The 18,151-nt window shown below is 65.7% G+C and carries 17 protein-coding genes; 5 read left to right on the top strand and 12 right to left on the bottom strand.

The genetic code is table 11. The annotated features are described in order from the left end of the window. The gene (locus tag QMG83_RS13640; protein WP_283505963.1) at positions 1-1,347 is read right to left on the bottom strand and encodes a flavin monoamine oxidase family protein; all 1,347 of its coding nucleotides are present in this window, start codon (positions 1,345-1,347) and stop codon (positions 1-3) included. Positions 1,348-1,421: 74 nt separating this feature from the next. After that, complete coding sequence (locus tag QMG83_RS13635) at positions 1,422-1,973, bottom strand: TetR/AcrR family transcriptional regulator (protein WP_283505962.1); 552 nt, start codon at positions 1,971-1,973, stop codon at positions 1,422-1,424. A gap of 142 nt (positions 1,974-2,115) precedes the next feature. Between QMG83_RS13635 and QMG83_RS13630 the strand changes: the two genes are divergently transcribed. Genes QMG83_RS13630 through QMG83_RS13620 form a run of 3 tightly spaced genes read left to right on the top strand, consistent with a single transcriptional unit; the run spans position 2,116 to position 5,349 of the window. Continuing rightward, complete coding sequence (locus tag QMG83_RS13630) at positions 2,116-3,588, top strand: NAD-dependent succinate-semialdehyde dehydrogenase (RefSeq protein ID WP_283505961.1); 1,473 nt, start codon at positions 2,116-2,118, stop codon at positions 3,586-3,588. Between the two features lie 43 nt (positions 3,589-3,631). Further along, positions 3,632-4,048, top strand: coding sequence for a MarR family winged helix-turn-helix transcriptional regulator (locus QMG83_RS13625; RefSeq protein WP_283505960.1), 417 nt, complete (start codon positions 3,632-3,634; stop codon positions 4,046-4,048). Then, positions 4,045-5,349, top strand: coding sequence for an MFS transporter (locus QMG83_RS13620; protein ID WP_502949038.1), 1,305 nt, complete (start codon positions 4,045-4,047; stop codon positions 5,347-5,349). The genes QMG83_RS13625 and QMG83_RS13620 overlap by 4 nt, the downstream gene beginning before the upstream one ends. 198 nt (positions 5,350-5,547) lie before the next feature. Here the strand turns inward: QMG83_RS13620 and QMG83_RS13615 are convergent, their stop codons facing one another. From QMG83_RS13615 to QMG83_RS13600, 4 genes are all read right to left on the bottom strand, one after another. Next, positions 5,548-6,396 carry a transglutaminase family protein gene (locus QMG83_RS13615; RefSeq protein ID WP_283505958.1) on the bottom strand — a complete coding sequence of 283 codons (849 nt, stop codon included), beginning with the start codon at positions 6,394-6,396 and terminating at the stop codon, positions 5,548-5,550. Continuing rightward, complete coding sequence (locus QMG83_RS13610; protein ID WP_283505957.1) at positions 6,393-7,322, bottom strand: alpha-E domain-containing protein; 930 nt, start codon at positions 7,320-7,322, stop codon at positions 6,393-6,395. The genes QMG83_RS13615 and QMG83_RS13610 overlap by 4 nt, the downstream gene beginning before the upstream one ends. Then, positions 7,316-9,088 carry a circularly permuted type 2 ATP-grasp protein gene (locus QMG83_RS13605; RefSeq protein WP_283505956.1) on the bottom strand — a complete coding sequence of 591 codons (1,773 nt, stop codon included), beginning with the start codon at positions 9,086-9,088 and terminating at the stop codon, positions 7,316-7,318. The genes QMG83_RS13610 and QMG83_RS13605 overlap by 7 nt, the downstream gene beginning before the upstream one ends. Before the next feature lie 73 nt (positions 9,089-9,161). After that, on the bottom strand, positions 9,162-9,602 hold the full coding sequence (locus QMG83_RS13600) for a nitroreductase family deazaflavin-dependent oxidoreductase (RefSeq protein WP_283505955.1): 441 nt from the start codon (positions 9,600-9,602) through the stop codon (positions 9,162-9,164). 70 nt (positions 9,603-9,672) lie between these two features. On the opposite strand from QMG83_RS13600, the gene QMG83_RS13595 reads away from it, so the two are divergent. Further along, entirely contained in the window at positions 9,673-10,287 is a 615-nt protein-coding gene (locus QMG83_RS13595) for a TetR/AcrR family transcriptional regulator (RefSeq protein ID WP_283505954.1), read from the top strand. A gap of 32 nt (positions 10,288-10,319) precedes the next feature. Beyond that, positions 10,320-12,734 carry a glycoside hydrolase family 2 TIM barrel-domain containing protein gene (locus QMG83_RS13590; RefSeq protein WP_283505953.1) on the top strand — a complete coding sequence of 805 codons (2,415 nt, stop codon included), beginning with the start codon at positions 10,320-10,322 and terminating at the stop codon, positions 12,732-12,734. Positions 12,735-12,761: 27 nt separating this feature from the next. On the opposite strand, the gene QMG83_RS13585 is transcribed toward QMG83_RS13590, so the two are convergent. The 6 genes from QMG83_RS13585 to QMG83_RS13560 form a co-directional block, all read right to left on the bottom strand. Continuing rightward, positions 12,762-13,493: a creatininase family protein gene (locus tag QMG83_RS13585; protein WP_283505952.1), complete on the bottom strand. Its 732-nt coding sequence runs from the start codon at positions 13,491-13,493 to the stop codon at positions 12,762-12,764. Continuing rightward, positions 13,490-14,470, bottom strand: coding sequence for an aldo/keto reductase (locus QMG83_RS13580; RefSeq protein ID WP_283505951.1), 981 nt, complete (start codon positions 14,468-14,470; stop codon positions 13,490-13,492). Before QMG83_RS13580 ends, QMG83_RS13585 begins: the two co-directional genes overlap by 4 nt. Positions 14,471-14,592: 122 nt before the next feature. Then, positions 14,593-15,447 (bottom strand): helix-turn-helix transcriptional regulator, encoded by an 855-nt coding sequence (locus QMG83_RS13575; protein WP_283505950.1) that lies wholly within the window; start codon positions 15,445-15,447, stop codon positions 14,593-14,595. A gap of 9 nt (positions 15,448-15,456) precedes the next feature. Beyond that, positions 15,457-16,734 carry a cytochrome P450 gene (locus QMG83_RS13570; protein WP_283505949.1) on the bottom strand — a complete coding sequence of 426 codons (1,278 nt, stop codon included), beginning with the start codon at positions 16,732-16,734 and terminating at the stop codon, positions 15,457-15,459. Continuing rightward, positions 16,731-17,918 carry an NAD(P)/FAD-dependent oxidoreductase gene (locus QMG83_RS13565; RefSeq protein WP_283505948.1) on the bottom strand — a complete coding sequence of 396 codons (1,188 nt, stop codon included), beginning with the start codon at positions 17,916-17,918 and terminating at the stop codon, positions 16,731-16,733. Before QMG83_RS13565 ends, QMG83_RS13570 begins: the two co-directional genes overlap by 4 nt. Beyond that, positions 17,915-18,115 (bottom strand): ferredoxin, encoded by a 201-nt coding sequence (locus QMG83_RS13560; RefSeq protein ID WP_283505947.1) that lies wholly within the window; start codon positions 18,113-18,115, stop codon positions 17,915-17,917. Before QMG83_RS13560 ends, QMG83_RS13565 begins: the two co-directional genes overlap by 4 nt. Between the last annotated feature and the right edge of the window lie 36 nt (positions 18,116-18,151).

Here is an 18,151-nt window from a genome sequence, read left to right as displayed (position 1 = left end):
TCAGTGGTTGAGAGACCGGAACTCGGCGATCAGGCCCCGCGCCGTGGTGATGCCGCTCTCAATGGCACCATCCACTACAACGCCATTCCATCCGTTGGCCCAGTCGGCTCCGGCGAAGCGCAGCCTTGACCCAGCGCCACGAAAGAGGTTCCACCCTTCGAGGAATTGCCCGGATCGGGGCGTCGCCCACGTTTGGCCCGACCACTTGTCGGCCACCCAGTCATGACCCGTCGACTCGATGACCTCGAGGTCAGGGCGCCATCGCCGCACAATTTCCTGCACAGCATCGGCGTCATTCAGGTCGATTGTGGCGTGGTCGGGACCGAACCCGACGATGATGGTCGTGTCGTCGTCGAGGAAGTATTCCGAACGAATCAGCGCGAGCGGGTTGCCGGTCGGCGCGTAGGCAATGATCGACTGATGGCCGGCAACCTTCATCCAGATCTTGAATCCCGTGCAGTTGAAGCCTTCGTCAATAACCTTCTGCTGTTGAGCGCTGAGGGCTGGACTGAACTCGAGGTGACGCAGCGCACCGAGAGGCGAAGTGACGATCACGGCATCGCTCTCGATCGTGCGCCCGTCCTGAAGAGTGATGCTCGCTGAGCCGGCACCGTGCTCGACCGACACCACCGGACAATTCAGCTCGACTTCCGTGCGGAGGTCTGCCGCAATGCCCTCGTAGATTCCGCGCATTCCGTTGGTGAGCTTGAACCGCAGCGTCTGTTCGTCGAGCAGCGAGAGGCGATGATCGCTCAGCGCTGCCCAGTGCTTGGCCATGAGGGGCGAGGCGGTCGCGGTGTGTCCGTTGTAGCCAGCTGACCAGTAGGCGTCTGCCAGGTCGATCTGCTCCTGCGTGAAGTCGCCCCCGCGCAGCGCGTCGAGCACGCTTCCCTCATCGGCTGCACGGAACGCGTCGCGCACGCCTTCGGGGGCGTCGTGTTCGAAGATGTGCAGCGGGTCGTGCGGGTAGGGGAACATGTCGCGAGATCCCTCAAAGATCTTCGCCTGAGGCGCCACGAGCTTCTCGTCGAGCTCAGCTTCGGTGCCCTCGTGCACCTGACCGTCGCTGAGCCAGTATGCGCGGTCTGCGACGGGGCTGGGATAGATGGTTTGACCGTACCGGGCGATTTCAGTCCAGATGAAGGGCTGCATCCAGTGCACCCAGGTCGCCCCCATTTCCAGGGTGTGGCCCAGGCCCGGCGCGGTCCAGGCTCGCCCCCCGATTCGATCGCGGGCTTCGAAGATCGACACCGTGACTCCGGCCGCTTCCAGCTCTCGCGCCGCAATGAGGCCGGCAAAACCGGCGCCGACGATCGAAACTGTGGGGGAATTATCGCGAGATGCCATTCTGAACCGCCTTTGGTTGTCAGGTGCGGTCAGGCTAACACTATCCAAATGGATAGCCAAAACTTTTTTCCGGCTCAGCCTCGCGCTGGAGCCTCATCGATGATCAGTTTTCGGATGCGCGCCATGACCCGGTTGCCCTCGTCGGCGTCCGGATTGATGAGGCCCTTGAAGACCAATCCGTCGAGACAAAACCAAATCATGTCGACGACCGATTGGTCGGTCACACCAAGATCGCTGAGGCGAGCTGCCGCTGCGTCGCGGTACGCAGAGTAGTAGCGCTGAACCAGGGGCTGAAACTCGGGACGGCTACGAGACGCGAGCAGCAACTCGTATTGGAAGGCCTGCAGCGTGGCATCGCGCACCGCAAGGTCATCAATGCCCTCGCCGAAAGTCGACGCATCCGACAGCGGAGCCAACATGTTGGATTCGCTCAGGCTCTCGTTGACGGCGAACTCGAGCGCTTCGGACAGCAGCGCGTCGCGCGTGCCGAAATGATGTCTCACCAATCCGTGCGAAACGCCAGCTTCGGACGCAACGGACCGATAGGTCAGCTCCGGCAGTCCACCACGGGCGACGACGGTGATGGTCGCACGAAGGAGGGCTTCCCTTCCCGTTGGGGTCGACATTCGTCCACCCTAGCCCCGCCCCGCCGCCCCACGCTCCCGTGCATCAGGACAATCCCGCGTATGACTTCTCTTCACGGTCGTGATCGTATACGATCCAACGGAGGCGGCGTGCTGCAGTCTCGATCGCTGCCGGAGGAGACGCATGAACGAGAACCAGGAAGCCAGCCTTCTGGCACAGGTGCCACACGGTCTGTTTATCGGAGGCGAGTGGCGAGCCGCGTCCAGCGGGAGAACGCTCGACGTGACAGACCCCTCAACCGGGCGAACGATCAAGACCATTGCCGATGCCACCCCCGCCGACGGCATGGCGGCCCTCGATGCGGCGGATGCGGCCTTCCCGGCGTGGTCCCGCACTCCCGCCCGGGAGCGCGCCGAAATGCTGCGACGCACCTACGACCTCCTGATGGAGCGCGAAGAAGAATTCGCTCTTCTCATGACGATGGAGATGGGAAAACCGCTGGCAGAGGCACGCCGCGAGGTCGCGTACGGCGGGGAGTTCCTTCGCTGGTTCAGCGAAGAAACTGTGCGCGTGCAGGGGCGCTACGGATCGAACCCCGAGGGAACCGGCCGCATGATCGTCACGCAACATCCGGTCGGACCGTGCTTTCTCATCACCCCCTGGAACTTTCCCCTCGCGATGGCTACGCGCAAGGTCGGCCCCGCGCTTGCCGCCGGGTGCACTGTGGTCATCAAACCTGCGGCACTGACGCCGCTATCCACGATGTTCTTTGTGAAACTTCTCGAGGAGGCGGGCCTGCCGAAAGGTGTCGTCAACGTCGTCACCACCAGCGAGTCAGGCGCCCTGTCTGAGCCCATCATCCGCGACCCGCGCCTGAGAAAACTGTCGTTCACCGGCTCCACCCCGGTGGGGCAAAGCCTCATGGCGCAAGCCGCCCATGGAGTGCTGCGCACCTCGATGGAACTGGGTGGAAATGCACCATTCGTGGTGTTCGACGATGCCGACCTCGACCGCGCTGTGGATGGGGCCATAGCCGCAAAGTTCCGCAATATCGGTCAGGCCTGCACGGCCGGCAATCGGTTCATCGTTCAACGCGGTGTCGTCGAGGAATTCACTCGACGGGTCACGGAGCGGGTGAAGACGTTCACCATGGGACGGGGAACCGAATCCGGTGTCGACATCGGGCCGCTTATCGATGATCGAGCGGTGGCCAAGGCTGTGCAACTCGTTGACGATGCCCTCGCTCGCGGCGCCACCCTTCGAACCGGCGGACACGCGACCGCCAGGGAGGGGACGTTCTTCGAACCCACGGTGATCAGCGACGTACAGCCCGGCAGCGACATCCTGCGCGAAGAGATCTTTGGTCCCGTGCTGGCAATCGTCGCCTTCGATGACGAGCACGACGCTGTCCGCATCGCCAACGACACCGAGTATGGCCTCATTTCTTACGTCTACACCGAGAACCTCGCGAGGGGACAGCGCATGATCGAGCGGCTGGAGACCGGAATGATGGGGCTGAACACCGGGGTTGTCTCCAACGCTGCCGCACCCTTTGGCGGCTGGAAGATGTCGGGTTTGGGGCGCGAGGGTGGCGCAGAAGGCATCCACGAATACCTTCAGTCGAAATACACGCTGACGCCGGATCCGTTCGTGTAGGTCGATTTTCGTTAGCGTAACTAATTTGCTATGCTAACGAAATATGGATGAAGCACTAAACGATGATTTGCGCATCGCCCTGATGCGCCTCGTTCGCCGCATGCGGCTCGAACGCGCCGACGGCGACCTGAGCGACGGGCAGCTCTCGGTGATCTTCGTGCTGTGGAAAGAGGGCGCGCAAACCCTCACCTCGCTCAGTGAGCACGAGCGGGTGACCCCTCCATCCATGAACCGGACCGTCAACGCACTGGTCAAAGCGGGCCTCGCGACGCGGCACCCCTCCCCCGACGATGGGCGCAAGGTCGTGATCGAGGCGACGGATGCCGGGCTCGAGATCGCGAGAGAGACCAGACGGCGGCGGGCGGCCTGGTTCGCCCAGCGACTCGACTCACTGCCGCCCGAACAGCGTGACGCTCTCATCGTCGCGGCCCCGATCCTCCGGGAGCTCGCCGACTCTTGAGCGCCATGTTCCGATCTCTGAGGATCTTCAACTACCGCCTGTGGTTCGCCGGCGCCCTGGTGTCGAACACCGGATCATGGATGCAGCGCACCGCCCAGGACTGGATCGTGCTGACCGAGCTGACCGACCACGACGCTGCGGCCCTCGGCATCACGATGGCACTGCAGTTCGGGCCCGTCCTCCTCCTCATGCCCATCTCGGGCCTGATCGCCGACAGGTTCGACCGGCGCCGAGTGCTCATGTGGACGCAGGCCGCCCAGTGTGGGCTCGCACTCGGCATGGGCGTGCTCGTGATCGCCGGTCACGCGCAACTCTGGCACCTCTACGCCTTCGCACTGCTGCTCGGGGTGACCACGGCCATCGACGCTCCCGTCCGTCAGGCCTTCGTCTCAGAGCTGGTCACCGACGCCGACCTCTCCAACGCCGTCGCGCTCAACTCCACCTCGTTCCAGAGTGCGCGCCTGATCGGCCCCGCCCTCGCCGGGGTGCTCATCGCGTGGATCGGCTCCGGCCCGCTGTTCATCATCAACGGGGTGTCATTCGCGGGCGTGCTGCTGTCGCTCGTGTTCATCCGCCGCCACCAGCTCGTCGCCACCCCGAAACTGTCGAAGGCAAAAGGCCAGATTCGGGATGGCCTTAGCTACGTCATCGGCCGCAAAGACATTCTCGTGGTGCTCGTGATGGTGTCTCTCGTCGGCACCTTCGGCTTCAACTTCCCCATCTTCATCTCCACCATGTCCACTGTCGAGTTCAGCCTGGGCGCGACCGAGTTCGGGTTCCTGTCGTCGATCATGGCGGTGGGCGCCGTCGTGGGGTCGCTGCTGGCCGCCCGCCGCGAACGCGCACGCCTGGGTGTCGTGATCATCGCCGCCGCCGCGTTCGGCATGCTGTGCATCCTCGCCGCCGTCGCCCCCAGCTACGGTCTCTTCGCGGTCGTGCTGATCTTCGTCGGCGCGTCATCCCTCACCATGATGAATACGGCCAACGCCTACGTGCAAACCACAACCGCACCCATGATGCGCGGCCGGGTGATGGCTCTCTACATGGCGATCTTCGTCGGGGGAACGCCCATCGGCGCGCCGATCGTCGGCTGGGTGGCGAACGAGTTCGGCCCCCGGTGGTCGCTCGGCATCGGGGCCGCCTCCGGCATCCTCGCAGCGGCAATCGCCGGAGTGTGGATGCTGCGGTCGCATCGTCACCGTATGGCCGAGGAGAGCGTCGCCACCGATCCCGTCGAGACGCGCGAACTGGCCACCCAGGAGATCGCGATCGTCGCCGCGACGGCCCGCCGCACGAGCTAGGCCCCGCGCGCCCTCTACCCTCGCGCGGCCCAGCTCTCTAGCCCTCGCGCGGCCCGACTAGCCCCACCTTCGCGCGGCCCCTTTTCCATCGAGACCTCCACTTTTGCTGTGTCGCGCGCGGATCAGGCAGCAGAAGTGGAGGTCTCGGCGCGCAGGGGCGCGCAGAGTGCGGCGCGCAGAGTGCGGGCCGGGCCCGGGCTAGGCCTCGCGCGTGATCTCCACCTTCACGAACAGCGTCGAGCCGAACGGGCCCGCGTACACCCCGCGCAGCGGAGGCACGTCGTTGTAGTCCCGGCCACGTCCGACCAGCACGTGACGGTCGCCGATGTCGATGAGGTTGGTGGGGTCGAATCCGCGCCACTGTCCGCCGCAGAACCACTCCACCCAGGCGTGCGATTCGCCAGCAATGGTCTCACCGATGGCAGCATCCGGCTTCGGATGCAGGTAGCCGGAGACGTAGCGAGCCGGGATGCCGACCGAGCGCATCGCCCCCAGCGCGAGGTGAGCGATGTCCTGGCAGACGCCCTTGCGCACCGCCCACGCCTCCGCCGCGGTGGACGTGACAGCGGTCACGCCCTGCATGTAGTCGACAGCGTCGCCGATGGCGGTGCTGATCTCGAGCGCAGCGGCGCAGGAGTCTGTGTGACGGCCGGCGATCTCACGAGCCATCTCGACGACCTCGGCCGGAGGTTCGGTGCGCCTGGTCTGCTTCAACTGCTCCACGGTCTCGGTGAGCCGATCGGCAGCGGTGGCGAGGTCATCCCACCCGAACCCGTCCTGCTGGTGAGGCCGCGGCCGCACCTCGACCAGGCTGGTGGCCGTGAGCGACAGCTCCTTGTGCGGGGTGAGAATCTCAAACGACGACACCCGCGAACCCCAGTAGTCGACATAGCCGTGGCTGCTCGACATCGGCAGGATCTCGAGGTTCGAGTACAGCACGAGCTGGCCGTCCGAGCTGACGGGCAGCATCCTGGCCTCGTTGTAGGACGCCGTCACGTCGCCGCCGTAGTGGAAGCCCGTGATGTGTTTGATGCGCAGGCGGTTCATGAGGTCTCTCCCACCCAGCTGGGCGCGGCATTCGTCGGGAAGTAACGCTGGCGGATCGCCTCGGATGCCGCACTCGTCGCCTCCTGCACGTTATCCATATGCAGGGTCAGGTCTTCCAGAATTTCGGCGATCGGCCGGTACTCTAGCTCGCTTCGGATCTGGCCGAGCAGTCGCTGTGACGGGTCTGAAACGCCGACCCGGTCGCTGCGCGGTTCGAGCTCGCGCATGCACTCCTGAGCGCGGGTGACGGAATAGAGGATGCTGCGCGGGAACAGTCGATCGAGCAGCAGGAACTCGGCGGCGTTCCGGGCGCTCGGCACGCCGCGGTAGGTGCGCAGGTATGCCTCGTACGCGCCACAAGAGCGCAGGATCGTCGTCCACGACGGCCCGCTGGCCTCGGTCAGAGACCTGGTCGCGAGCAGTCTGGCCGTCATGTCGGCACGCTCGATGGAGCGTCCGAGCGTGAAGAACTGCCACGCCTCATCCCGGCTCGTGCCCGACTCGATGATGCCGACGGCGAGCGCCGAACGTTCCCGCACCCAGCCGAAGAACTCGTGCACCTTGTCGCTGGACACGCGCCGCGGCATCCGGGCCCTGGTGGTGTTGAGGCACTCCCACAGCTCGGTCGAGACGATCTCGCGAGCGCGGCGGGCGTTCTCTCTCGCCGCCCCGAGCGAGTAGGCGATGGATGCCGGCTCCGAACGATCGACGGCCAGAATCTCGAGCACGCTCTGCCTGTTCAGCACGCGGTCTTCGGGAACCTCGCTGCCCATGACGCTCAGGAGTGAGCGGCAGGCGAGGTCTTCTTCAATCCAGGGATCTTCGAGCAGCAACTGCAGGTGCACATCGAGGATGCGCGCGGTGCCGTCGGAGCGCTCGATGTAGCGCCCGATCCAGAACAGCGACTCAGCGATGCGGCTCAGCATTCGGTGCCTCCGGTGACAGGTTCGGTGGGATCGCCGACCGCGCCCGTTCGGCGCGAGGGCTCCCGTGCGGACGACAGCGCTCGCGCCGAGGGGGCGCGCTCGACCTCGATCGGCGCGGCAGCGACGGGGCCGCTCTGTTGTTGCTGCTCCTGCTGCCCCTGGCCCAGCGGTCGCTCATGCGGCGCGTGATCCCGTTGGGCTGCCTTCAGCATCTCGGGCGTGATGATCGTGATGGCTTCGGTCGCCGCGGCCTGGCCTGCGACGAGACCCTGGATGCTGTGGCGGGAGACCAGCAGCGGATCTTGCCCCACCACCCAGGTGTCTTTCGACCCACCACCCTGCGAGCTGTTGACAACGAGTTCGCCCTCGGGAAGCGCGACCCTGGTAAGGCCACCGGGCAGAACCCAGACGTCTTTGCCGTCGTTGACGGCGAACGGCCTGAGGTCTGCATGCCGTGGCCGCATCCCATCGTCGACGAGCGTGGGGATGGTGGAGAGCTGAACCACGGGCTGCGCGATCCACCCCCTGGGATCTTTCAGCAGCGACGCCTTCAGGGTGGCGAGTTCGTCCTTGGATGCCGCGGGGCCGATCACAAGGCCCTTGCCACCGGAGCCGTCGACCGGCTTGACCACGAGTTCGTCGAGTCGATCGAGCACCTCCTCCAACTGCCCTGGCTCCTCGAGGCGCCACGTTTGCACGTTCTGAAGCAGAGCCTCCTCGCCGAGGTAGTACTTCGTGAGCTCGGGGAGGTAGGTGTAGACGAGCTTGTCGTCGGCGACCCCGTTGCCGACCGCGTTGGCGATCGTCACGTTTCCGAGGCGAGCGGCGAGCATCAGGCCGGGGCTGCCGAGCATCGAGTCCGCCCTGAACTGCAGCGGATCGAGGAACTCGTCGTCGACCCGACGGTAGATCACGTCGACGCGGGTGGGACCGGCCGTGGTGCGCATCCAGACCCTGCCGCCCGAACAGAAGAGGTCGCGGCCCTCAACGAGCTCGACGCCCATGAGGCGCGCAAGCAGGGTGTGCTCGAAGTACGCCGAGTTGTAGACGCCGGGGGTGAGCACGACGATCGTCGGGTCTTCGACGCCGGCCGGAGCTGATGCCCTCAGCGCGCCAAGCAGCTTGTGGGGGTAGTCACCCACCGGTCGCACCCGCATGCTGACGAAGAGTTCGGGCAGGGTTTGCGCCATCACCCGACGGTTGGAGATCACGTAGCTGACGCCGGACGGTACCCGCACGTTGTCTTCGAGCACGCGCCACGTGCCCTGCTCATCCCGGATCAGGTCGATTCCGCTGACCTGGATGCGCACGCCGTTGGCGGGGTCGATGCCGGCCGCCTGGCGGTGGAAGTGGCTCGAGGAGGTGATCAGGCGGGCGGGGATCACTCCATCCTTTACGGCATTCTGCTCGCCGTAGATGTCGGCCAGGAATGCCTCGAGCGCGCGCACGCGCTGCTTGATTCCCGCCTCGACGGTGAGCCACTCGGCCTGGTCGATGACACGAGGAACCGCGTCGAGCGGAAACGGTCGCTCCTCACCGGCGAAGTCGAAGGTGACGCCCTGCGCGAGGTAGCTGGCACCGAGTGCTTCAGTTCGACCGCGGAGCTCATCCTGAGTCATCTCGGCGAGAGCAGTGTGCAGATCGCGATACGACTCCCGCGCAACGCCGGGAGTGGAGAACATCTCGTCCCAGGCGGGCGTGCCCGATTTCGTGGATCCGGACTTGGTCGCGGTGGTGGCACCATAGCCATCGAACAGATCTGCCATGTACCGACTCTAGGCCCACAGTGTTGCCGCGGTGTTTCAGCCGCGCGTCCGGCGGTTGCCGCCTGGCGGCTCCCTACGCGGTGAACGGCTCCAGCACGAAAACGGGGATCTCGCGGTCGGTCTTCTCCTGATAGTCGGCATAGTCGGGGTACGCCGCCACGGCACGCTCCCACCAGGCAGCCTTCTCGTCACCGGCGAGCTCGCGCGCAAGATAGTCACGCTTGACCGATCCGTCCTGCAACTCGACGTGCGGCTGAGCCTTGATGTTGAAATACCACACCGGATGCTTCGGCGCTCCGCCGAGCGAGGCGACTACGGCGTACTGCCCATCGTGCTCGACCCGCATGAGCGCTGTCTTTCGCAGCTTCCCGGATTTCGCCCCCACCGTCGTGAGGATGATCACGGGCATCCCCCGCAGCTCACCGCCTTCGACGCCGTGTGTTGCTTCGTAAAGTTCGGCCTGCTTGCGGGCCCAGGCTGACGTGCTCGGTTCGTACTCTCCCGTTAGTGGCATGCACATATTCTCGCAGGGGCTGGGTGCGGCCGCGTATCACCGCGAGAATGTGGCGCGTTACAGTCGATCTGTGACCGAGTCGGAACCTGTCAAGCGCGGGCCGTACCGCAAGACCGAAGCCCGCCGAAGAGAGATCATCGCAGCAGCCCTGCAGGTCTTCTCCGCGTCCGGTTATCGCGGCGGTTCGCTGAAGGACATCGGCGCTCTGATCGACATCGATCCGTCGACGATCCTGCACCACTTCCCCACCAAAGAGGCGCTGCTTGAAGCAGTGCTTGAGGATAAGGAAGCCCACGATGTGCAGGGGATGCCCGAGCTCGCGACCATCGACCCGGCGACTATTCCGGCGCAGTTCATTGCTCTGGCCGAGCTGAACAACCAGATCCCCGGAGTTATCGCGCTGTACGCGATCATGTCGGCCGAGTCGACGACCGATGGTCACCCCAGTGCCGAGTATTTCCGAGCGCGCACCGAGCACACCCGCCGCACATTCCGCACCGGGTTCCAGCGAATGGCGGATGCCGGGCTTCTCGCGCCCGGCATTACGGCCGACTACGCAGCGCTGTCGACCTTCGCCCTGTGGGATGGCGCCCAGATCCATTGGCTCATTGACCCGGAGGCGGTGAGTGTCACCGAGACCTTGCGGACGCATTTGCAGTCGATTACGATCGTGAAAATCCAATAAGCATTGGGTTTTAGTCGAGGCAAAGGCGCTCAATGAAATCCACCCCGTTCATTCATGGTTGGTCGGTCACCGCGAAGCGGGGGATCTTCGACGTCGTGGACGGCGAGGGGCCTGCGATCGAGCACGTCACTCTTCCGCATGACGCCATGCTCGCGCTGCCCAGGTCGGCCGACGCCGCCGCCGGCAACCACTCCGGCTACCACGCAGGGGGCGCGGTGGAGTACACCCGTACCCTCGAACTGACTCCCGACGACTCCGACCGCGTGCACAGCCTCGTCTTCGACGGCGTCTACCGCGACGCGATGGTCTTCGTGAACGATCACTTCGCCGGCCAGAACGCCAACGGTTACACCCGCTTCGCGGTGAACCTCGACCCGTACCTGCGTTTCGATGCGCCGAACATCATCCGGGTCGAGTCACGCGCACACCGTGACTCACGCTGGTACTCGGGCCTGGGCATCCACCGAAACGTCGCGCTCGTATCTGGCCCGCGCGTGCACATCGCCCTCGACGGCGTGCGCGTCACAACGCCGGACGTCGACGCCGCCGAGGCGATGGTCGTCGTCGAAACGACCGTCGCCAACGACGGATTGCACACCCGCACGGTCGTCGTCAGTTCCGCGCTCGAAGCGCCGGACGGCTCCGTCGTCGCCCGGGTCAGCAGCCCCCTGACATTGCTCGCCGGCGAGAGCGGCGCCGTGCGGGAGCGCTTGCTGGTCGAAGAGCCCGCGCTGTGGAGCCCGGACACCCCGTCGCTGTACACCGCGGCGGTCGCGGTGCAGGACGGTGACACCCTCGACGAGCACCGCGCGACGTTCGGGGTGCGGCGCCTGCAACTCGACGTGCGTCACGGGCTGCGCATCAACGGGAGGACGGTCAAACTTCGCGGAGCATGCATCCACCATGACAACGGCGTGATCGGGGCCCGCTCGATCGCCCGCGCCGAGGAGCGCCGCGTCGAGGGCCTCAAGCAAGCCGGCTTCAACGCGATCCGCAGTGCGCACAACCCGATCAGCCCCGAGCTTCTCGACGCCTGCGACCGGCTGGGGATGCTGGTGATGGATGAATCGTTCGACATGTGGGCCGAATCGAAGACCCAATTCGACTACTCGACCGCGTTCCCCGAGTGGTGGCAGCGCGACCTCGAGTCGATGGTCGCTCAGGACTTCAATCACCCGAGTGTCGTCTTCTATTCGATCGGCAACGAAATCCCGGAGACGGGTCGCCCGCACGGAGCCCGCCTCAGCCGCCTCCTCAGCGAGAAACTGCACGAGCTCGACCCGACCCGATTCACCACCAACAGCATCAACGGGCTCGTGTCCGTGATGCGGGAGCTTCCGCCCCTCAGCTCCGACCAGGCCCAGGACGTCAACGGCGCCATGGCCAACATGGGTGACAGGATGACCGAGCTCGTGGCATCCGACCTCGTCACCGAACGTACCGAGGAGAGCCTGGGCGCCGCGGACGCCGCAGGACTCAACTACGGAGACGGCCGCTACCTTGCCGACGCCGATCGTTTTCCCCACCGCGTCATCATCGGAACCGAGACCTTCCCCACCCGGATCGACCTCGCCTGGCCGATGGTGATGGAGAACGACCACATCGTTGGCGACTTCACCTGGACGGGCTGGGATTACCTCGGCGAGGCGGGCATCGGTCGGGTGGACTACACCGAGGGCGGTGGATTCTTGGGAACCACTGGGCCGTTCCCATGGCTGCTCGCCTGGTGCGGCGACATCGACATCACCGGCTTCCGACGCCCGGCGTCGTACTACCGTGAGATAGTTTTTGGTCTGCGCACCGCACCCTTCATCGCGGTGCAGCGCCCCCACTCCGAGAATGTGCGCCCGGGTGCCGGGCCGTGGTCGTGGTCGGATTCCGTGGCCTCATGGTCATGGGCCGTCGACGAGGGCACCCCGCTGCGCGTCGAGGTCTACAGCGACTCCGACGAGGTCGAGTTGATGCTCAACGGCCGCTCCCTCGGCACGGCCGCCACCGGCCGCAACAATCGCTACCGCACCGAGTTCACCGTCCCCCACGAGCACGGCGAACTCGTCGCGATCTCACGGTCGGGCGGAGTCGAGACCGGCCGTGAGCTAGTGCGATCCGCTGCCGCAGAGCTCGAGCTCTCCGCGGTCGCGGATCGGACCAAGATCCGCTCCACCGACGACGACCTCGCGTTCGTGACGATCACCCTCGCTGATTCCGCCGGTATCGCGCGCCTCGACTCCGACCGACCGGTCAGCGTCGAGGTTGCCGGACCCGGCATGCTGCTCGGCCTCGGCAGTGCCCGCCCCCAGACCGAGGAGTCGTACCTGACCAGCACGCATCGCACCTTCGACGGGCGGGCGCTGGCGGTCATCCGCCCCACCGGTTCCGGCACGATCACCGTGACTGTGACGAGCGAGGGGTTCGACCCGCAGGTCGTCACCGTCGTCGCGGGGTGAGCCGTTCGGCTACGGCAGCGCGGTGGCCTAGGTCGCAGCGCCGGTTCCCAGGTCAACGACCCACTGGACGAGGTAATCGACGAGTGGTGCCGCGTCGGTCGTATCCATGAGGCGTGGATCGGGACCGAATACACCAAACAAAGGGTGGTCTGCGCGGTGGCGGTCCGGGCCGAAGGGATCCTCCCCCTCCGGCGCGGGAAACTCACGGGCATCGGGAAGCTGGCCGATGTCGACGAGCTCCGGATGCAGGTCGTGAAGCACGAGCGACTCGAACGTCGCGGCATGATCCGGGGCTACGGGCGGCTGTGGCGCCTGGCCCAGCGTGCGCGCCACTGCGTGGGCCGTCGCGGCGCGAGCGTTCCAGTCGTCGGCGATCTTCGCGATGAGATCGCCCTGCTCCTCGGCGAAGTGCCCACTCAGGAGCACGATGCGCCGCACGCCGAGCTCGTCGAGCCTCGTGAGCGTCTCTGCGAGAAGTACCTGGATCGACGCCGGCGAGTGGGACATGAACGTCCACCGGTATGCCGTGTGCTCGCCGCCGATCGCCGCATACCACGGGGGCAGAACGATGCCGCCGCCCCGCTCGGCCGCGGCGAGGCAGATCCCGTGCGCCGTGAGGGCGTCGAGGCCGATGGGAAGGTGCGGGCCGTGAAACTCGAGCGACCCGAGTGCGAGGTAGGCAACGGATGCTCGTGCGAGGCGTGCCTCGATCTGGTGCGGACTCAGCTGCTCGACGGCTGCCGAAGGACCGGCGCTCATACGTAAAAGTTCTTCGACCAGTGGAAGCCGCCGAGCTTCTCCCTGAGCCCGGGCGCGAGCCCCTCGCCGTCGCCGTATGAGGCGTTGCGCTCGATCCGCTTCTGGGTCGTCATCCCGATGATGGCCGTCGACACCTCCGGGCGGTCGAGCACGAATCGAACCGCCGCCTCATCGAGCGTCTCGTAAAACGGGTCGGTCACTGTGCGCACCTCGGCAACTCGGTCGAGCGTCTCGCTGAAACGACCCCCGCGGAGCATGGTCTTCAGAACCGAACCCTCATCCCACCCCGCATAGGTTTCCGGCGTCCAGGCGCCACTGAGTGACCCCGAGTCGAGCACAACCCGGGCGATGATCGCGGTCTTCGTCGTTTCGGCTGCACGGAGCAGCGCGGTTTCCGGCGTCTGCTCAAAGATGTTGTAGATGACCTGGATCGAGTCAACGAGGCCAGACTCGGCGAGCGCGACTCCTTCGTCCGCACGGTAGTCGCGGAGGGACACCCCAATGCGGTCGATCTTCCCTTCGTCGCGCAGCGAGTGAAGGGTTTCGAGCCACTCCTGGTTGGCCATTCCCCCGGGCATCCAGCAATGCAGTTGGATGAGGTCCAGCCGTTCCACCGCGAGCCGGCGCAGAGACTGCTCGACCTGGTCTCGGAGGTACTCGGGCGGGTAGGCCTTGTCGATGTTGGGGTCGGCCTCTGAGGGGTGCGGCCATCGGGTGGGCTGCACCTTGGTCGCGACGTAGATTCGCTCACCATTCCACTCGCGTAGCGAGCGGCCAACGACTTCCTCACTGTGACCCGAGCCATACATCTCGGCTGTGTCGACGAAGTTGATTCCCAGCTCATAGGCGTTGACCAGAGCCCGAATCGACACATCGTCGTCCACCGGTCCCCACTGCCCGCCGAGTTGCCAGGCGCCGAACGCTACCTCGCTGATGTCCCAGCCGGTTCGTCCGAACGGTCGTCGATGTACCACCATCTGCGCTCCTTCGCTTGCGGTCGCAGTGACTGCGCCGTCGTCACGAATCTACCGAAATGCGAGTGGTCGGAGCGGGCACGGAGGCACCGAAACATGGATTAGACGGGCACGGGCCTGATTGGTCAGGGGCGGATCGCGGTGTGCGCGAACTGGCTGGGGGCGACCCCGTACGCGCGACGGAACGCCCGGGAAAAGTAGAGCGGATCGGCGTATCCGACGAGCTGCGCGACCTCGCTCACTCGAAGGCTCGACGTGCGCAGCAGGCTGGCCGCCTCCCTGAGCCGCACTTGGCGGATCCACGACTGCATGGACTCACCGGCGTGCCGTGCGAAGAGGCGCTGGGCCGTCGTCTCGCTGCAGCGCGCAGATTCCGCGACGCGAGCCACAGTGAGCTGCTCGGCGATGTGGTGGCGGATGAAGGTCATCATCATGTCGAGCGTGCCCGGCAGAGTGGAGTGCTGCGCCTGACCATCGGCCCACGAGTCGTTCTCGATCAGGACGAGCCGGCCGAGAGCGCGGAAATATTCCTCGTCGAAGCCGCCCTCGCCCAGCCGCTCGATGGCGATAGTGCCGAATTCGACGATGCGGCGCGCGGCACTGTTGCGGGTCGATGAGATGCCGGGCTGAAACGCTGAAGGGTCCCCGCCGCGCGCTGGGTCATTCAATAGGGGATCCCCCGGGAGGTGGGCGACCCGAGGCACCACCGGCGCGTGCCTGGAGTGTCGAGGGACGACGTGCAGCGTGCCCACGTGGAACGGCCCGCGACCACTCGCTCGATACTCCACCGCGTGGTGCCAGGGGAGCCGCAGCACGTGCTGGTTATCGACAGCGAATTGCCGTCCGCCGGCGAGAATCTCGCCAGCACCGTTGAGCACCCAGATGAAGGAGGCGCTCATGACGTGGGGGTTGACGATCCGCTCGCCCGATGAGAACCGGTAGCGATTCGCGCTTACCACGACCGGGTCATCGTCGAGCATGGGCCAATGTTATGCCGTTGTGAGCCTCACGAGCACCTCGCCGGCTTCGTAGACAGCGACCGGATGGGCGAACGGATGCGGTTCGAGCTGCTCTGCCGAGACAAGTGAGATGTCCGGGAAGCCTTCCAGGAGCGCCGTTATCGCCTCACGGATCTCAACGCGTGCCACCTGCTGCCCGATGCATCCATGGATGCCATAGCCGAAGCCGATGTGCCCGAAGGCGTCGCGCGTCACGTCGAACTGCTCGGGGTTCTCGCCCCAGTGCGCTGGGTCACGGTTTGCTGCAACGGGCGAGACCGCGACCGACGTGCCTGCCCGGATGATCGTCCCCTCGATTTCCACGTCTTCTGTGGCCGTGCGGGCAAACAGCGTGACGAACATCGAGCCCGCCCGCATGAATTCCTCCACCGCTGGACGTACCCCCTCCACGTCGCTGCGGAGCAATTCCATCTGCTCCGGGTGCGTCAGGAGGGCAACCGACGCCGTGGCAATCAGGTATGCGACCGAATCGCGGCCCGCGCCCATCAGAAGCCGGAGCAAGCCCTCGATCTCGATTTGCGTGAGCTCGGGGTTGTTCAGCAGGTCAGTGATGACGTCTTCGCCTGGGTCATTGCGACGCTCCTCGAGGAGGGCCCGGATGAAGTCATATTTCTGCTGGGCCGTGGATGGCTCAACGAAGAGTTCCACGAAGTCCTCGTACTTCTGCGGGGGAATGCCGATCACGTGACAGTGGGTCCGTGCAGAGATCGGCATTGCGTAGTCGTGCCACAGGTCGACAACGTCTTTCGAACCGCGGATGCGTGCCACCTCGCCCGCGATCATGTCGCGGATCCACGGCTCCCGCGAGCGCGCCTGGCGCACCGTGAACCTGGCGGTGACCGCACGTCGGAGTTTGGAATGCTCGGCGCCGTCGAGCGTGAGCAGGTTCAGCAGCTCGGACGCCTGCGCGGCCTCGTCGAGGTCACCGGGCAACTCGAGCGGCACCGCGGCTGCGGCACCCTCCGACTTGGGCTCGTCGAGGGTGGCGGGACCCACCGGCATCCGGGCCGGGAGCATGCTGAAGCGAGGATCCTGGAGCACGCTCACCACCGCGTCGTATCGGGTGGCGACGAGGCCCTCGTGGCCGTCCTGAAAGTCGAGGGGGACGAACGCCCCCTGTTCGCGCCACTCTGCGAACCGTGGCGACGGCGCCAGGGGGGTGCCGTCACTGGGGAGGGAGCGCGCGTGGAAGGGGCAACCTGCGGTGTTCGACATGGCGTTTTCGATTTCTGTTGAGGATGTGGTCATGGGCGTGTAATCAGAGCCGGGGCGATCGCGGCAGAGGCGGCAACCGACGCTCGAGCCGCACGGAACTCGCGAGGGGGCGCATTCCACCCGACCGCGCCGTGCACGCGGTCGGTGTCATCGCGGCTGACAAGCACGGTAGCGTGCGGGTTGCTGCCGTCGTCGATGGACACGAGCGGGAGCTCGGGATCGAACCATCCGTACGCGTTGATGCGCGTGCCGTGAAGCTCCGACCAGAAGAGCGGTATCGGTCGTGCTCCGGGCTCTCCGTGGACGAGACGCAGCGCGACGGCGATCGCCTGCTCGATCGCGTTGCTCTGGTGCTCCACGCGAACGGGCCGGGCCGTGTAGGGATCGCGCCATGCGGCGACATCTCCTACCGCCGAAATACCCGGCGCTGCATGGCCGGTTCCGTCACACACCACACCGTTGTCCACAGTGAGGGTCGACGACATCAGCCACTGGGTCCGCGGAGTTCCTCCGATCATCGCGACGACCAGGTCGGCTCGCTCTGAACGTCCGTCGGCGAACTCGATGCTCGTTCCACCCGCGTCGGCTCGGGCGCCGACGATCTCAGCGTCAAGCACGAGGTCGACACCGTTCTCCGTGTGCAGTTCGGCGAGCCGGGACGAGAGGAGAGAGCCGACACCGCCGAGGGTGAGGGCTCCGGACCGGCCGATCAGTTGCGTATCCGCGCCGTACTTGCGCGCCGCGCTCGCGATCTCTGAGCCGAGAATCCCTGGGCCAATCACGGCGACGCGTTGCGCCGTTCGCAGTCCGTCCCGGATCGCGAGGGCGTCGTCGATCGTCCGCAGCGTGAGCGCGGTAGGGACGAGGGGATGGCGGCGAGGCTCAGTTCCTGTCGCGATGATGAGCTCGTCGAATTCAATGTCGCCCTGGGACGTGTGCAGCACACGGCCCACGGCGTCCAGCGACTCTGCCGTGCACGATGTACGCAGTTGGATCCCGAGATCATCGACCTCCGCCTCGCTCCGGATTGCGGCATCCTCAGGCCCCCACTCGCCGACGACGATCTGCTTCGAGAGCGGCGGTCGGTTGTACGGCCGGTGGCGCTCGTCACCGATCAGGATGACCTCACCGTCGAAGCCCTCCTGGCGTAGCGTCTCCGCTGCAGTCAATCCGCCAATCGATGCGCCTACGATGACGATCCGCGGGCCCGCGGTCATTGTGCCGATACAGCTATCGCGCGCGCTGGGCAGAGACGCGCGGCCTTATTGGCCGCCTCGAGAAGGGCTCCCTCGACCTCGGGCTCGAGAAGCAGCACGATCCCGTCATCATCCTGATCGAAAACATCCGGCGCTACGAGGGTGCATTGACCCGCCCCTACGCACGCATCCCTTTGGACTACGACAACCATCAGCACTCCTCTGTACTCGGCAGTTACTACTCGGTCAATCCA

The sequence above is a fragment of the Salinibacterium sp. G-O1 genome (assembly GCF_030063305.1).
Taxonomy (GTDB): domain Bacteria; phylum Actinomycetota; class Actinomycetes; order Actinomycetales; family Microbacteriaceae; genus Rhodoglobus.
The sequence above is the reverse complement of the archived record's forward strand: the minus strand, read 5'-3'. Positions and strand labels throughout refer to the sequence as shown.

What these genes read in the sequence shown, in the direction of transcription:
- QMG83_RS13580 (WP_283505951.1), bottom strand. Translation starts at nt 14,470, where the DNA reads ATGGTGGTACATCGACGACCGTTCGGACGAACCGGCTGGGACATCAGC.
- QMG83_RS13615 (WP_283505958.1), bottom strand. Translation starts at nt 6,396, where the DNA reads ATGAACCGCCTGCGCATCAAACACATCACGGGCTTCCACTACGGCGGC.
- QMG83_RS13635 (WP_283505962.1), bottom strand. Translation starts at nt 1,973, where the DNA reads ATGTCGACCCCAACGGGAAGGGAAGCCCTCCTTCGTGCGACCATCACC.
- QMG83_RS13600 (WP_283505955.1), bottom strand. Translation starts at nt 9,602, where the DNA reads ATGCCACTAACGGGAGAGTACGAACCGAGCACGTCAGCCTGGGCCCGC.
- QMG83_RS13640 (WP_283505963.1), bottom strand. Translation starts at nt 1,347, where the DNA reads ATGGCATCTCGCGATAATTCCCCCACAGTTTCGATCGTCGGCGCCGGT.
- QMG83_RS13570 (WP_283505949.1), bottom strand. Translation starts at nt 16,734, where the DNA reads ATGACCACATCCTCAACAGAAATCGAAAACGCCATGTCGAACACCGCA.
- QMG83_RS13575 (WP_283505950.1), bottom strand. Translation starts at nt 15,447, where the DNA reads ATGCTCGACGATGACCCGGTCGTGGTAAGCGCGAATCGCTACCGGTTC.
- QMG83_RS13605 (WP_283505956.1), bottom strand. Translation starts at nt 9,088, where the DNA reads ATGGCAGATCTGTTCGATGGCTATGGTGCCACCACCGCGACCAAGTCC.
- QMG83_RS13565 (WP_283505948.1), bottom strand. Translation starts at nt 17,918, where the DNA reads ATGACCGCGGGCCCGCGGATCGTCATCGTAGGCGCATCGATTGGCGGA.
- QMG83_RS13625 (WP_283505960.1), top strand. Translation starts at nt 3,632, where the DNA reads ATGGATGAAGCACTAAACGATGATTTGCGCATCGCCCTGATGCGCCTC.
- QMG83_RS13610 (WP_283505957.1), bottom strand. Translation starts at nt 7,322, where the DNA reads ATGCTGAGCCGCATCGCTGAGTCGCTGTTCTGGATCGGGCGCTACATC.
- QMG83_RS13630 (WP_283505961.1), top strand. Translation starts at nt 2,116, where the DNA reads ATGAACGAGAACCAGGAAGCCAGCCTTCTGGCACAGGTGCCACACGGT.
- QMG83_RS13590 (WP_283505953.1), top strand. Translation starts at nt 10,320, where the DNA reads ATGAAATCCACCCCGTTCATTCATGGTTGGTCGGTCACCGCGAAGCGG.
- QMG83_RS13585 (WP_283505952.1), bottom strand. Translation starts at nt 13,493, where the DNA reads ATGAGCGCCGGTCCTTCGGCAGCCGTCGAGCAGCTGAGTCCGCACCAG.